Origin of the sequence: Aequorivita xiaoshiensis, assembly GCF_022008395.1 — a bacterium.
In the GTDB taxonomy this organism is placed as follows: Bacteria; Bacteroidota; Bacteroidia; order Flavobacteriales; family Flavobacteriaceae; genus Aequorivita; species Aequorivita xiaoshiensis.
The window spans coordinates 272855-289308 of record NZ_JAIRBB010000001.1 but is presented as its reverse complement, the minus strand read 5'-3'; the positions used below and the strand labels follow the sequence as shown (position 1 = coordinate 289308).

Genomic DNA, 16454 nt, shown 5'->3' with positions numbered 1-16454 from the left:
TTTCGAATCAAAACAAATTGGTTTTGCTTTGTAAGCCAATCAATTTAACTTATTTTTAAAAATTTATAACCGTCCCGTATGAAAATTTCACTCAAGGTTTTTTCCATCGTTTTGATTCTTCTCGTTTTTTCCTGTAAAGACAAGAACAAATACGCCGAAACAGACAACCTCTTCAAATTCAAGGAATATATTTCCTATAACACTTACGGAAATCAATCTGTTACAACTGATATTCGCGTTGAGCTTACGAAATCATTGGAGCAGTTTGAGATGACACAGCAACTTTCTGCTGATGATTACTTAAGTATTTCTCCAAAAACAAAAGGGAAATTGGTAGTTGAAAACGGCAAAACCCTAATATTTCAACCTTCAGAATACTTAAAACCAGACACCGAATACACTGTAACGGTAAAGCTGAATAAGTTATACGAAGACATTGCTAAAGACTTCAAAACATATACCTTCAGTTTTCATACAATCACGCCAAATTTTAAAGTTGACATCGGCAACCTTCAAAGTTATGACAAACAATGGCAATACGTTGAAGCATCTGTGGAAGCCTCAGATGTAATTTCTTTAGAAAAAGCCAAGCAATTGGTTTCAGCTTCACAGGAAGGCAAAAAGCTAAATTTGAAATGGCCGGCAGAAACAACAGAAGCTCGTTATTTCAGTTTTACAATCGATAGTATTAGCCGTGAAATGAACGATTCTGAAATCCTAATAAAGTGGGACGGAAAGCCCATCGGTGCCGAAAATAAAGGTGAAAACAAGTTTGCAATTCCGGGGCAAAATAACTTTACAATCGTTGATATTAGTAGCACATTGGCACCAGCTGCGTTGTTGAGCATCAACTTTTCAGATCCCTTAATGGAAAATCAGGATTTCGCTGGCCTGGTTACTATCGAAAACACAGCAGATCTGCGTTACGAAGTAAACGGAAATGTGTTGAACGTTTACCCGCCAAACCGCGTTGTGGGCAACGTAAAAGTCACCGTTTTCACGGGAATTAAAAACACGGAAGGCTTCGGTTTAAAGAAAGAATTTTCAGAATTGGTTTCTTTTGAACAGTTAAAACCTGCAGTGCGAATGCTTTCAAAAGGGGTTATTCTTCCGAATTCTGCTTCTACGCCCGTTTATTTTGAAGCGGTAAACCTTTCAAAAGTAGATGTTCGAGTTATTAAAATTTACGAAAACAACGTGCTGCAATTTCTTCAAAGTTATAATTTGAACGACATTAATACGTACGATATTCGACGAATTGGTAGACGAATTGCCAAAAAAACCATCGATTTAAAAAATGATGACTTGTCAAGTAATGGAAGCTGGAAAGCTTACGCAATTAATCTTTCTGAATATTTTAAGACAGATCCCGGTGCCATTTATCAAGTGGAAATCAGTTTCAAAAAAGATTATATCATTTATGATTGCGCCGAGACTACAGCAAGTGAAGAAGATAGTAACGAAAACTACGAAGAAGATCCATATTATGCATTCGACCCCTCTGAAGATGAAGATATTCGCGAAGAGCGATATTGGGATAACCAAATTTACCGCTGGCGAAATTTCACCTATAATTGGCAACAGCAGGACAATCCGTGTCATGCCGCTTATTACAACGAAGATCGCGTAGTGACGGCAAATATTTTGGGTTCAGATTTAGGCTTAATTGTGAAAAAAGGCAACAATCGCTCCTATCATTTTATTACTACAAACCTAATTTCTGCAAAGCCCGAAGGTGGTGTAAAAATTAAACTTTTCAACTATCAGCAGCAACTCATTGAAACGCTTACTACCGAAGCCGACGGAATAACGCTTTACGACGGCACTAAAAATGCAGCTTTCGCAGTCGCACAAAAAGGAAACAATTTTGCCTACGTAAAACTCGAAGATGGAAATGCCCTTTCCATGAGCAATTTTGATATTTCGGGAAAAGAACTTCAAAAAGGTTTAAAAGGTTACACGTTTACCGAACGTGGCGTGTACCGCCCCGGAGACAGTATTCACTTAACTTTTGTGCTGAACGACAACGCAAATCCACTTCCAAAAAACCATCCCGTAACAATTTCTGTAACAGACGCTCGGGGTAAATTGGTTCAGCGAAGCGTATTAAACACATCCAATTCCACAACAAGGGTCCCCCCTTCGGGGGCTAGGGGGCTGGAGAGTTTTTATTATTTCCCAATCGCCACAGATCCTTCGGCACCAACTGGAAACTGGAACGCAACTATAACCGTTGGTGGCGCACAGTTTAGTAATACGTTAAAAGTTGCAACCATTAAACCAAACCGTTTAAAAATCAAACTCGATTATGACGATGAAATTCTCGATGCAACAAAACCCGTAAAAGGAATGGCAAGCGCCATGTGGCTTCACGGCTCGCCTGCGCGAAATTTAAAAATTGATATGACTGCCACACTTCGCGCTAGCAATACAGCTTTCCCTAAGTTTCCTAAATATAATTTTACGGACCCAATCCGCAGTTTTGATGAGGTTGAAATCCCAGTTTTGGATGGGCAACTTTCTTCGGAAGGTGCTATTTCTTTTAGCCAAAAGATGGAAGTTGGAAAAAACGCACCGGGAATGTTGAAAGCTACATTTTTAACGAAAGTCTACGAAGGCGGTGGTGATTTTTCAATGGATATTTTTTCTAAAGATTTGGCTCCGTTCTCTCATTTTGTAGGTTTGAAATCTCCCGAAGCCGGTCGCTACGGCTCTTATTTTACAGATGAAAACACAACTTTTGATGTGGTTTCCGTAGATACTAAAGGACAAGCTACGGCTAATCGGGAGTTGCAAGTAAAAGTTTTTCAAATTGAATGGCGTTGGTGGTGGAACCGTGGAAGAGACAATCTTTCAACATATGAAAATTCAACTGTTCACAGACCCGTAAAAGATTTCACCCTAAAAACTGATGGCAGCGGCAAGGGAAAATTCACTGTAAATATTCCCGAAGAGGAAGGCGGACGTTATTTAATTCGCGTAATCGATAAACAATCTGGCCACGCAACGGGACGCATCACTTATTTCTACAGAAATTGGTCACAACGCCCAAGTGATGGCGATGCCGAAAGTGCGAAAATGTTAGTCTTTTCAGCAGATAAAGATAAGTATAATGTAGGTGAAGAAGCTTTTATAACTTTCCCTTCCGGTAGCGACGGTCGCGCCTTAATTAGTGTGGAAAATGGCACCGAAGTTTTGGCGACGCATTGGATTGAAACCAAAAAGGGCGAAACCAAAGCCGCGATAAAAATCACGAAGGAAATGGCGCCGAATATTTATGTGAATATTTCGCTGCTGCAGCCACACAATCAAACTAAGAATGATTTGCCGATGAGACTTTACGGTGTTATTCCGCTATTGGTGGAAGACCCTTCAACCGTTTTACAACCAAAAATCACGATGCCGAATGTGCTGAAACCTGAAGAAAATTTCACCGTAGAAGTTTCAGAAGAAAAAGGCAAATCTATGACTTATACTTTGGCTGTTGTTGACGAAGGTTTGCTGGATTTAACACGATTTGCAACCCCCAATATTCACGAAAGTTTTTACAGTCGCGAAGCTTTGGGAGTGAAAACTTTTGATATGTTCGATTACGTAATTGGCGCCTATTCGGGCAGTGTGGATAATATTTACGCAATCGGTGGTGGCGATGCGGCTTTGGGTGCAAAAAATAGAAAAGCCGACAGATTCAAACCCGTTGTAAAATACCTCGGCCCGTTTGAACTTGCCGCTGGCAAAGCCGCATCGCACAATATAATGATGCCAAATTATGTAGGTTCGGTGCGTACAATGGTAATTGCGGGCGATAAAACCAAAAGCGCTTACGGCAATGCTGAAAAAACCACACCCGTCCGTACGCCTTTAATGGTGCTGGCTTCGCTTCCGCGGAAATTATCCCCGGGCGAAACAGTTGTGCTGCCAGTTACCGTTTTCGCAATGGAAAATAAAGTGAAAACCGCCACGATTACAGTAAAAACCGGTGATGCTTTGAAACCGAAAAATGGGGCTTCAAAAACTATTACTTTCAACGAACCGGGCGAACAAATTGTGAATTTTGAATTCGATGTTTCGACTTCGCTCAACATGACAGATGCGGTTCAAACTATAGAAGTAACCGCTTCGGGCAACGGTGAAAAAGCGAGCTACAAAGTTGAAATTGATGTGGAGAACCCAAACCCGATTTCGCAAAAATCTACGCAATTCACTATAGCTGAAAATGGCTCACAAACTATAAATTTTGAAACTTTCGGCGTGCCCGGAAGCAATGCTGCGACGCTTGAATTTTCAACATTGCCACCGATGGATTTCGGCAAACGTCTGGAGTTTTTAATCAACTATCCCTACGGATGTTTGGAACAGAGTACTTCTTCTGCATTTCCGCAGCTGTATTTAGCAGATGTTTTCGATATTACTTTCGACAAAAAGCAAGTAATTGAAAAAAATGTAAAAGCAACTATTGCGCGTTTGGGTAGATTTCAACTTTCTAACGGCGGACTTTCATATTGGCCCGGCGAGCGCGAAGCAGATGAGTGGAGCACAACTTATGCGGGGCATTTTATGCTTGAAGCGAAGCAAAAAGGCTACGCTTTGCCCATAAGCTTTATGAGCAATTGGTTGCTGTACCAACAAAACATGGCGCGCCAATGGCGAAATAGTTATGCGGTGTACAATTCAAGTTTAACGCAGGCTTACAGACTTTACACTTTGGCATTGGCCGGAAAACCAGAATTGGCAGCAATGAATAGACTTCGCGAAAGCAAAGAATTGAGCAATGATGCAAAATGGCGACTGGCTGCAGCTTATGCTTTGGCTGGAAAGAAAAACGTTGCAGAGCAAATTGCACAAACGTCAAATATTAATTTTGTTCCTCAAAAATCTGACAATTATACGTACGGATCTCCGTTCAGAAATCGCGTAATGGCTTTGGAAACTATGGTTTTATTAGGCGATCCGAAACAACGTGAATTGGCAATTTCAGTAGCGAAAGATCTCTCATCCAGAAATTGGTACAGCACACAGGAAACTTCGTATGCCTTGATGACGATGGCGAAAATGGTTGAAAAGAATGGCGGTAAAGCGATGGAACTCACATTTACAAATGGCGGAAAATCGGTTGAGGTTAAAACCGACCGCGCCATTGCGCAGCGAGATCTGTCGTTTGTGATGGGAAGTAATTCAGTTTCAGTAACCAATAAAAAAGGGAATATTGTTTACGTTACGCTTTCGCAACGAGGAAAGCTTCCACTAGGAAAAGAACTTGCCGAAAGACGTAATCTCTCCATAAAATCTGAATATTTGGGAGGTGATGGAAAAGCAATCGACGTGACAAAATTGCGACAAGGAACCGAAATAATTGCCAAAGTAAGTGTTACCAATACTTCGGGAGATTGGATAAACAATGTGGCTTTGGCGAAAATCTTCCCAAGCGGTTGGGAAGTTGTAAACACTAGTTTTTCAGAATTGGGCGGTGGCGCAACTGGAAACGCACGATACACAGACATTCGCGACGACCGCGTGAATTTTTTCTTTGATTTAAATAGCAATCAAACGAAGACGTTCACCGTGAAGCTAAATGCGTCCTATTTAGGAACGTATTATTTGCCGGGAACACAGGTTGAGGCTATGTATGACAATTCTTATTATGCGAGGAACAAAGGGATGTGGGTGACGATTGAATTGTGATTTTTTCTAAATGCCAATGAAAAATAACCGTGTCATGCTGAGCCTGTCGAAGCGTTTTATGATTAATTAAAATATATGAAATTCTATTTCACATATATCCTTCAATGCTCTGATAATTCCTATTACACAGGAATGACAAATGATTTAGAACGCAGACTTGTGCAGCATAATGAAGGAATAAAAAAAGATTGCTATACTTTTAAAAGGAGACCAGTAGTGCTAAAATGGCACTTACAATGTACAAATTCAACGGAAGCAATAAAGGTTGAAAAACAGATAAAAGGTTGGTCACGAAGAAAGAAAACTGCATTGATTGAAGAGAATTGGCAAGATTTAATAGAATTTTCAAAAAATTATACTGAATATGGGCATCCTGATAAGAGAAACCCGTCTTCGACAGGCTCAGACTGACACTCGAAAACCTTATGATAAATTGAAATATAAATGTCACGCTGAGCTTGTCGAAGCGCAACACACGGGTCTTCGACAAGCTCAGACTGACATTAGTCTACATAATTGATTTTAGGAGTTAAATTGAAAAGAACAACTTTAAAAAAGCATTTTAAAACTCACAAAATAAAACTCAGTATCGCGCTAGTTTTATTCGTGGTTTGGCTCTTCTGCCTTCCCTCGCCATTATTTGAGGTTCCCACCGCAACCGTAGCCGAAAGCAGCAGCGGGCAAATGCTGGGCGCACGAATTGCAGACGATGGCCAATGGCGATTTCCACAAATGGATTCGGTGCCGGAACGGTTTGAAAAATGTATTCTCTACTTTGAAGATGAGCATTTTTATTGGCATCCCGGCTTTAATCCGGTTTCAATTTCAAAAGCACTTTGGAATAATCTTACTACCGATTCCCGTCGCGGCGGGAGTACAATTACCCAACAAGTTATCCGTCTTTCCCGACAAAATACAGAAAGAACTTATTTTGAAAAATTAATTGAAATTTTTCAAGCCACGCGTTTGGAAGCAGGTTTTAAGAAAAAATCAATTTTGAATTTATATGCTTCGTACGCGCCTTTCGGCGGAAATGTGGTTGGATTGGAAACTGCGTCCTGGCGCTATTTCGGGATTCCTGCGAGCGAATTGAGTTGGGGGCAATCTGCTGCTTTAGCGGTACTTCCAAATGCGCCCTCACTTATTTTTCCCGGGAAAAACGAAGAAATTTTAAAGAAGAAAAGAGATGCTTTATTATTGAAACTTTTCAAAAATGGAGTGATTGATGAAACCACGTATCAATTGGCTTTGGATGAAAACCTACCCGGAAAACCGTTGTCTTTGCCGGAATATGCACCTCATTTAACTGAAAAAATTCGAAAAGAGCATCCAGGAAAACGCATTGAAACAACCATTGATTTTTCACTTCAACAAAAGCTAAATAATATTGTGAAAGAGCACCATTTTTTGTTGAGTCAGAATCAAATTCACAATATTTCGGTCTTGGTGATGGATGTAAATACACGCGAAGTTTTGGGGTATGTGGGGAATTCACCTACAACGAAAGAACACAATAACTATGTAGATGTTATTGAAAAACCGCGAAGCACGGGGAGTATTCTAAAGCCTTTTCTTTTTGCTTCAATGCTAGATGCTGGGGAGATTCTTCCGAATACTTTGGTGGCTGATGTTCCTACTTCAGTGAATGGATATACACCTGAAAATTTTGACAAGCAATTTAACGGCGCCGTGCCCGCTAGCGTTGCTCTTTCTCGTTCGCTAAATATTCCAGCGGTGCGGATGTTACGCGATTTCGGTTTACAGCGGTTCTATAATATTCTTGGAAAAATGAATCAAAAGTCAGTCGATAAACCTGCAGATTATTATGGTTTGTCTATGATTTTGGGCGGCGCGGAAAGCAGCTTATGGGATATTACAAAAGCGTATGCGGGGATGGCTTCAACTTTAAATTTCTTCAACACTTCTTCCAGCGAATACCGAAAAAATGAATTTGTGGAACCCGTTTATGTGAAAAATCACGAGGAAATCGACTTCGGAAAAATTCAGCAAAATCCTTCGGTTTGGAATGCGGGAGCAATTTATGAAACCTTCGGTGCAATGCAAAAGGTGAACCGTCCGAGCGGTGAAGAAAATTGGGAGTTTTTTACAAGCAGTCAACCACTTGCGTGGAAAACAGGAACCAGTTACGGCTTTAAAGACGCGTGGGCCGTTGGGGTTACGCCAAAATACGCAATAGGCATTTGGGTTGGAAATGCCGATGGCGAAGGACGACCGGGTTTAACTGGAATTCAAGCTGCAGCTCCCATTTTGTTTGATGTTTTGAATGTTTTGCCACAAAGCGGATGGTTTAATATTCCGTATGATGAATTAGTTGAGGTTGAGATTTGTGCAAAAAGCGGTCATCTCGCTGGACTTTTTTGCGACGAAATAATAACGGAATGGATTCCAACAAACGGTGCAAGAACCGAAACTTGTCCGTACCATCAAACCGTATTTTTAAATGCTTCGAAAAATTATCGGGTTAATTCTTCGTGTTATTCCCTTTCAGAAATGGTTCAAAAGAATTGGTTTGTGCTACCGCCGGTTATGGAACATTTTTACGCGTCTCTTCATCCAGAATATCATCCTTTGCCACCTTTTGCGCCTAATTGTAGACAGGATGGTGAAAAGTTGATGGCTTTTATATATCCAAAGAAAAATGAAACAGTGTTGCTTCCGAAGAATTTTGATGAAAATGTGAACGAAGTAATTTTTAAGCTTGCGCACCGATCATCAGAAAATATAGTTTATTGGTATTTAGATTCAGAATATATCGGGAAAACGGAAACGTTTCACGAGTTGGCTATTTCCCCAAAACCAGGAAATTATATTCTAACAGTTGTGGATAGTGAAGGAAATGAGTTGAAAGAGGGGATCCAAATTAAAACACTTCAATAAATAAAAAAAGGACTTAAGAAAATAGGACTTAAGACGTAGGACAAAATGGATTTACATTAATAAAACCTTTTTGAAATCTACGCTGTCTTATGTCCTACGTCTTTTAGTCCTATCCTTTTTAAATATTATTGCTTAACAAATCTAACAACGCTTGAGTTGTTGTTAGAAGTTAGTTTCACTAAATATGCTCCAAAAGCAAAATCTGAAACATTAATGTTAGCTGTATTTTGGATTTCTGAAGCGTAAACTTTTTTACCTGAAACGTCGTAGATTTCAAGTTTGTAGCTTGTAGAAGCATCGCTTAACTGAACAGTAATTTGGCTGTTTGCTGGGTTAGGAAATAATTTGAATTTAACATTTTGAAAATCTTCAGTACCTAAAATTACATTGTCGTAACGTACAACGATTACTTCAGAACCTCCTGTTGGAGCATAAGAGTAACCAGCAAGGATAATTTTACTGTCTGGCTGAAGTGTGATTGCTGTACCGTAATCTTCATGCTGATTGAAATCTGTACTTACCATACCATCAACTCCGAAAGTACTGACTAATTTTCCATTAGTGTCAAAACGTGCCATTGCAAGATTATATTCAGTTTCACGAACAGAATATCCAGCAATGATTACTTTTCCGTCGTCTTGTAAAACAATATCCTCTGAATAATCTGAACCATCTTCTAAACGAGCCGTAGTTACACCGTTATCTCCATAAGTATTGTCAAAGGTTCCGTCTTCATTTAGACGAACAACTGCTAAATTGTGTATAAGTCCTAAATTACTGATTCACTTATGTCCTCATAAAAGAATTTTTCCATCGTGTTGTATAGCAAGCGCTTCACCAAAATCGTTTCCATTCCCAATATTGAACGAAACCATTCGATCAGTTCCAAAGCTATTATCAATGCTACCATCACTGTTTATCTAGCAAGTTCCAATTCAAAAGTGTTTTAATTGTTTATCAAAAAACCACCAAGTACAATTTTTCCATCGTCTTGAACTTTTACATCTTTCACATAAATTGGGGCATTAGGAAAAGTTGTAGTGGACCATCCATTAGAGCCGAATGTGGAATCTAAGGTGCCATCAGTATTAAATCGGGCAACTGTGAAATTGTCATTAGAATATCCACCTACCAATATTTTACCATCATCTTGTATCGTTACAGCCTCTGATACATCAGATCCATTATCAACAAGTGCAACTCCATTTGATCCAAAAGAGTTGTCGAAAGTTCCATCGGTGTTTAGGCGAAGTGCAAAAATATCAGCTGTAACATTAACCCAAGTGTATCCGCTCATAACGATTTTTCTATCTACTTGAAGGGCTACATCTGTAGCGAATGATTTCATACTACCTATAGGCATAAGTACATTTCCATCCTCTCCAAAAGAAGTGTGGATTGCTCCGTTTATATTAAAACGCGCAGCCATTGCAACGTCAGTTGATGGTTCCCCAGCTTGTCAAACCACAATAATTTTTCCATCTGGTTGAACCACGATAGCTCGAGTAACATTAATTGTGCTATTTATTACTGCTAAATAGTAGTTAATTCACTCAAAATAACTTTAACAAAAATTTAAACTCTGTTTAGTTCGGTATTTTACGAACCAATCATATCTTTGCAGCCTTATTAGAAAATATTTTGAGTAAAAAAGATAAGTTGATAGAAAGAATGGGTGTGCATTTGGAGCATAAGGAGCAATTAGCTCCTCTAGCGGCTCGAATACTTGCTAGCCTAATTTTGAAAGGTAAGAAAGGTGAAACTTTTGAAAACTTAGTATGTGAACTTAAAGCGAGTAAAAGCACAATTTTTACTCATCTCACTACTTTGCAAGCTTCTCATCGAATTACATATTACACCAAAACTGGTGATCGCAAAAAGTACTTTATTCTAAGTCCAAACGCTTGGGTGCAGTCTATGGATGAGATGATAAGTAGTTGGAATGAGGAACGTGATATTCATTTAGAGATCATTGACTACAAATCGGATATGAATAAAAGTTTTCCAGAAGATTCAGAAGAGAAGTTTGACCTTAACTTTCACTATGAATATTTAAACTATTTAAATCAGGCTTCTAGCATGATGATAAACTTACGTACAAAACTAATTGAAAACCATAAAAACGACTAATTATACAAAAATGAAAAAAATACAATTTACTTATGTGCTTCCTGGTTTAGTAGGGCTTTGCTTGTTTTTTGCCAGTTGTGGTAATGATCAAAGTCAGAACCAAAGAGCTCCACAAGCACTACCATTTCCTGTAGTAACAGTTCCTTCACAAACCGTTACAGCTTACGCTACGTATCCTACAAGTTTAGAAGGTATAATTAATAGTGAAGTGCGTGCTAAAACTTCTGGTTATATAACTCATGTTTTGGTAGATGAAGGACAAAAAGTAAGAAAAGGGCAAACACTTTTTAGATTGGAAACACAATCTTTAAGCCAAGATGCGGCTGCAGCAAGAGCCAATGTCAACGCGGCTCAAGTTGAAGTAAATAAGCTAAAGCCACTAGTTGAGAAGAACATTATAAGCGGTGTTCAACTTGAAACAGCCAAAGCTAAATTAGCGCAAGCACAAAGTGCTTATAACTCTATCTCAGCAAATATTGGTTATGCTACTATTAAAAGCCCTGTAGATGGTTATGTAGGTTCTATTCCTTTTAGAGAAGGTGCTTTAATAAGCCCATCTTCTCAAGTGCCATTAACAACTGTGGCGGATATAGACAAGATATATGCATTCTTTTCATTAAATGAAAAAGCTTATTTAGATTTTATCGAAAAGAACGAAGGAAAAACGCTTGAAGATAAAATAAAGAATCTGCCTAAAGTTCGTTTGATTTTGGCTAACGGTACTTTATATGATCAAGAGGGAACTGTAGAAACCATTAATTCTCAAGTAAACCCTTCTACGGGTACAGTTTCATTTAGAGCTGTTTTTGACAATCCAAATAGATTGCTTTCTAGCGGTTACAGTGGAAGAATTCAACTTCCAAATACATATGAAAATGCAACAGTTGTTCCTGCATCTGCTACATATGAAAGACAAGGGATTACATACGTTTATAAAGTACAAGGAGATACTTTAGCTACTACAAGTGCTATTAATATTTTAGATCGTGTAGACAACTTAGTGATTGTAAAAGACGGTATAAATCCAGGTGATAAGGTAGTTGCAAAAGGAGTTGGAAAGCTTAGAGACCAAACGCCAATTATAGCACAGCCAGCAGATTTTGACAGTATTGCAAAAGGATTAGAAAAAGTATTCAAATAAGAAGAAACTATGATCAAGAAATTTATTGAACGACCTGTTCTATCTAGTGTCGTTTCCATTATCATATTAATATTGGGGGTTTTAGGTATTACAACGCTACCTACCACTCAGTATCCAGAAATTGCTCCACCTACGGTACAGGTTTCTGCCAACTATCCTGGTGCGAACGCTGCGACAGTACTTGAGAGTGTAATTGTTCCGATTGAGGAACAGATTAACGGGGTAGAAGGGATGACTTACATCACTTCAACTGCGAGTAACAACGGTAGTGCAAGTATAAACGTGTTTTTTGACCAAGACGTAGATCCAGACATTGCTGCGGTAAACGTACAAAACCGTGTGGCACGTGCTACTTCATTATTACCATCAGAGGTAACTCAATCTGGGGTAATTACGCAGAAACAACAAACCAGTGCCTTAATGTTTATTACAGTTTATTCTGAAAATGAAGATTATGATGGTACCTATATCCAAAACTATTTAAATATTAATGTACTCCCAGAATTGAAAAGGATTAATGGAGTTGGGGGCGTAAACGTATTTGGTGGTAAAGATTACGCAATGCGTATTTGGTTAAAACCAGAAAAATTAGCTGCTTATAATCTAGAGCCAGCAGATATTACTGCTGCTATTAGAGAGCAAAGTAGAGAAGCTGCAGCAGGGTCTTTAGGACAAAACAATGCAGAGTCTTTTGAATATGTTTTAACCTATAGCGGTAGATATAAAGAAGCTTCTCAATATGAAGAAATTGTAATTAAGTCGTTAGGAAATGGAAAATTCCTTACTCTTAAAGATGTTGCTGAAGTTGAGTTAGACGCTCAAAACTACGGTTCTATATCATTCACCAATGGTAATCCAGGGGTGAGTATGGCTATTTATCAAACAGCTGGTTCTAATGCTCAGGAGATTATCCGTACTGTGCATGAGAAGTTTGAGGTTATGGAGAAAGACTTCCCAAAAGGAGTTAAGCATATAGTTAACTTCGACTCTAACGAGTTTTTGGAAGCTTCGATTAGTAAAGTAATAACAACACTTATTGAAGCCTTTTTATTGGTGTTCTTGGTAGTGTTTATTTTCTTACAGGATTTCCGTTCAACTTTAATTCCTGCTATTGCTGTACCGGTTTCTATTGTAGGTACCTTCTTTTTCTTAAATATGTTTGGGTATTCAATAAACCTGTTAACATTATTTGCACTCGTACTAGCAATTGGAATTGTAGTGGATGATGCTATTGTAGTTGTGGAAGCGGTGCATGCTAAACTTGAAGAAGGAGCAGAAACAGCATTAAAGGCAACTCACTCAGCAATGAATGAAATTACTGGGGCTATTATCTCAATTACCTTAGTAATGGCAGCAGTATTTATTCCAGTAACATTTATTACAGGACCTACTGGGGTGTTCTATGAACAGTTTGGTGTTACCCTTATTGTGGCCATTGTGATTTCCGCAGTAAACGCATTGACATTAAGTCCTGCATTATGTGCTATATTTCTTAAAACTCACGATGAAGAAGTTAAAAAGAAAAACCTATTAGGGCGTTTCTTTAGCAAGTTCAACACTGCATTTGCTGTTACAACTGATAGATATATGAGATCCTTAGGATTTTTATATAGACATAAATGGATTAGTGTTGTTTTCTTAATTATTTGTGTAGTAGGTATTGTTTGGGCCTCTAACACTACTCCTACAGGTTTCGTTCCTGACGAGGATAGAGGGCTTATTTTCGCAAACGTGGAACTTCCAGCTGGAGCTTCATTAGATAGAACTGTTGGAGTTACCAAAGAATTACAAGAAAAAATTAAAGATATTCCTGGAATTAGAGATATCTCATTAGTAAATGGATTTAGTATTATTAGTGGTTCAGGTAGTAACTACGGGATTGGTTTCATTAAATTAGATAATTGGTCTGAAAGAGAAGATGATGATAGATCGGTAGAAGCAATTACTGGGAAACTTTTCGGAGTTGCTGCAACTATTCCAGATGCGAATATTCTATTTTTCCAACCTCCAAGTGTACCAGGTTTCGGTATCTCTTCAGGTTTTGAAATGAAAGTTTTGGATAGAACTGGTGGAAGTTTTAACGACTTAAGTGTTGCTACCCAAAACTATCTGCAAGAATTAATGCAGAGACCAGAAATTATGTATGCGCAGTCATCTTTTAATACAGATTATCCGCAATACGAAATTGATGTTGATATTTCTAAAGCTAAAGAAGCTGGGATTAGCGTAAGTTCAATTCTTACAACGCTACAAGGATATATAGGAAGTATCTATGCAGCCGATTTCTCTAGATACGGAAAGCAGTATCGCGTATTTGTACAAGCATTACCAGAAGATAGAACGTCTGTTGAAAGTTTGAATCAGATATTCGTACGTAACTCACAAGGTGAAATGGCTCCAATTACGGAGTTTATAACGCTAGAAAGAGTATATGGGCCTCAATCGGTAACTAGATTTAACCTGTTTAACTCTGCAAGTGTGAACGGTGCAGCAGCGCCTGGTTACTCTTCCGGAGATGCTATTAAAGCAGTTCAAGAAGTAAGTCAAAACTTACCTCAGGAATATACTGTAGCTTTCTCTGGACTTACGCGTGAGGAGATTTCAGCAGGTAGTCAAACTACATTTATTTTTATTCTAGTTTTACTATTTGTGTATTTCATTCTAGCAGCACAATACGAAAGCTTCTTAATTCCATTCTCAGTAATATTTTCTGTGCCAGTGGGTGTTTTTGGAGCCTATATAGTTACCAAGTTTTCAGGATTGGAGAACAACGTTTACTTCCAAATTGCACTTATAATGCTTATTGGATTATTAGCCAAAAACGCGATTCTGATTGTTGAATTCGCGCTTCAAAGACGTAGAACAGGACTTTCCCGTATGACTGCTGCATTTGAAGGTGCGAAGTCTAGACTTAGACCTATTTTGATGACATCGTTTGCCTTTATCGTTGGTCTTTTACCGTTAGTTTTTGCTACAGGTATTGGAGCGCGTGGGAACAATGCAATTGGAACAGGAGCAGTAGGTGGATTATTAATTGGAACTATTTTCGGAGTATTTGTAATTCCTATTCTATATATCTTTTTCCAATGGATACAAGATAAAATGAATAAAACCCCAGATACATTTGAAGTTGAAGTTCAAGATGAAAAATAAAAGAAATCGTACTATGAAATTTTTAAAAGGAATTGCAATTGCAATGGTTTTCTTAACGCTTCAATCTTGTTTTGTAGCGAAAGAATACAGCAGACCTGAAACAGTGGTGGAATCTGATAATTTCCGTACTGAAAATTTGCCTCAGGATAGTTTATCTATGGCAACAGTGTCTTGGAAAGAGATTTTTACAGATCCGATACTTCAAGATTATATAGAAGAAGGGCTTAATAATAATATGGATATCCGTATTGCATTGCAGCAAATTGCAATAGCAGAGGCTTATGTAAAACAAGGTAAAGCAGGATATTTCCCAACATTAAATGGTACTGCTAGAGTTGTACATCAGGAACTTTCAGAATCAAGTAGAATTCCTGGTCAAAGTTCTTCGGTAGATCAATTTGAGGTATCTGGCGGACTTTCATGGGAAGCAGATATTTGGGGAAAAATTAGAAGTACAAAGCGTGCTTCTGATGCTACTTATTTGCAAACCGTAGCGGCTCACCAAGCAGTAAAGAGCAGATTGGTAGCAAACATTGCAGCTACATATTATCAACTTTTAGCTATTGATGAACAGATTAAAGTAACCGAAGAAACAATTAGTGCTCGAACTGAAGGAGTTGAAGCTACTATTGCTCTTAAGGATGCAGGTATTGGTAATGAAGCAGGAGTAAAACAAACGGAAGCTCAATTATATACGGCTCAAGCTATATTGGTAGACCTCAAAAATCAAAGTAGATTAGTAGAAAATACTTTATCTATTTTATTGGGAAGTTCTCCTCAGCAAATCACTAGAGGTACCTTAGATAATCAAAGTATAGAAATTCCACTAAAAACTGGAGTTCCTTCACAATTGCTAAGTAATAGACCAGATGTTATAGCTGCGGAATATGGTTTGGTAAATGCTTTTGAACTTACAAATGTTGCAAGAAGTAGTTTTTATCCTTCACTTACATTAAGTGCTAACGGTGGTTTCCAAAGTTTGGATCTCGATAAACTTTTTAATGTGAATTCATTATTTGCAAGTGTAGTAGGTGGATTAACGCAGCCAATTTTTAACGGGCGTAAGATAAAGACGCAATACGAAGTTTCACAAGCAAGACAAGAACAAGCTTTGTTAAACTTTAAATACGCACTCCTTACAGCTGGAAAGGAAGTTTCTGATGCAATGTATTCTATCGAGGCTGCAACAGAAAAAATCTCGATTAAAGAACGTGAGAATGAAGCCTATAATTTAGCTACTGAGTACTCAGAAGAATTATTAGATAATGGAATGGGCACTTACTTAGAGGTTTTAACCGCTCAAGAACGTGCACTAGGTTCGAGTTTAGATTTAGTAGCTGCAAAAAATAATCGTTTACAGGCCATTGTAGATTTATACGAAGCCCTTGGTGGTGGATGGAGATAAAAGTTTTTTTTGATTTGGTTGGTTAGTTGATTAACTGTCCTAGTA

At 38.3% G+C, this 16454-nt stretch carries 9 protein-coding genes; 7 read left to right on the top strand and 2 right to left on the bottom strand.

All coding sequences use genetic code 11. From position 1 onward, the window contains the following. The first annotated feature begins 78 nt into the window (after nucleotides 1-78). The 3 genes from K8344_RS01340 (at nucleotide 79) to pbpC (ending at nucleotide 8580) form a co-directional block, all read left to right on the top strand. Nucleotides 79-5682 (top strand): alpha-2-macroglobulin family protein, encoded by a 5604-nt coding sequence (locus tag K8344_RS01340; RefSeq protein ID WP_237606479.1) that lies wholly within the window; start codon nucleotides 79-81, stop codon nucleotides 5680-5682. Nucleotides 5683-5757: 75 nt separating this feature from the next. Next, complete coding sequence (locus K8344_RS01335) at nucleotides 5758-6093, top strand: GIY-YIG nuclease family protein (protein WP_237606478.1); 336 nt, start codon at nucleotides 5758-5760, stop codon at nucleotides 6091-6093. Between the two features lie 123 nt (nucleotides 6094-6216). Next, nucleotides 6217-8580 carry a penicillin-binding protein 1C gene (gene pbpC, locus K8344_RS01330; RefSeq protein WP_237606477.1) on the top strand — a complete coding sequence of 788 codons (2364 nt, stop codon included), beginning with the start codon at nucleotides 6217-6219 and terminating at the stop codon, nucleotides 8578-8580. Nucleotides 8581-8705: 125 nt separating this feature from the next. Here the strand turns inward: pbpC and K8344_RS14185 are convergent, their stop codons facing one another. Next, nucleotides 8706-9344: a T9SS type A sorting domain-containing protein gene (locus K8344_RS14185; protein ID WP_338144582.1), complete on the bottom strand. Its 639-nt coding sequence runs from the start codon at nucleotides 9342-9344 to the stop codon at nucleotides 8706-8708. A 182-nt stretch (nucleotides 9345-9526) separates the two neighbouring features. Next, complete coding sequence (locus K8344_RS01320; protein WP_237606475.1) at nucleotides 9527-10009, bottom strand: NHL repeat-containing protein; 483 nt, start codon at nucleotides 10007-10009, stop codon at nucleotides 9527-9529. Nucleotides 10010-10221: 212 nt separating this feature from the next. Here K8344_RS01320 and K8344_RS01315 point away from each other — a divergent pair, with 212 nt between their 5' ends. Genes K8344_RS01315 through K8344_RS01300 form a run of 4 tightly spaced genes read left to right on the top strand, consistent with a single transcriptional unit; the run spans nucleotide 10222 to nucleotide 16409 of the window. Further along, a complete protein-coding gene (locus tag K8344_RS01315) occupies nucleotides 10222-10710 on the top strand; it encodes a GbsR/MarR family transcriptional regulator (RefSeq protein WP_237606473.1) in 489 nt (162 codons plus the stop codon). A gap of 10 nt (nucleotides 10711-10720) precedes the next feature. Further along, entirely contained in the window at nucleotides 10721-11851 is a 1131-nt protein-coding gene (locus K8344_RS01310) for an efflux RND transporter periplasmic adaptor subunit (RefSeq protein WP_139853980.1), read from the top strand. Between the two features lie 9 nt (nucleotides 11852-11860). Continuing rightward, complete coding sequence (locus tag K8344_RS01305; RefSeq protein ID WP_237606472.1) at nucleotides 11861-15004, top strand: efflux RND transporter permease subunit; 3144 nt, start codon at nucleotides 11861-11863, stop codon at nucleotides 15002-15004. Nucleotides 15005-15017: 13 nt separating this feature from the next. Further along, nucleotides 15018-16409 (top strand): efflux transporter outer membrane subunit, encoded by a 1392-nt coding sequence (locus K8344_RS01300; RefSeq protein WP_237606471.1) that lies wholly within the window; start codon nucleotides 15018-15020, stop codon nucleotides 16407-16409. Nucleotides 16410-16454 lie beyond the last annotated feature (45 nt).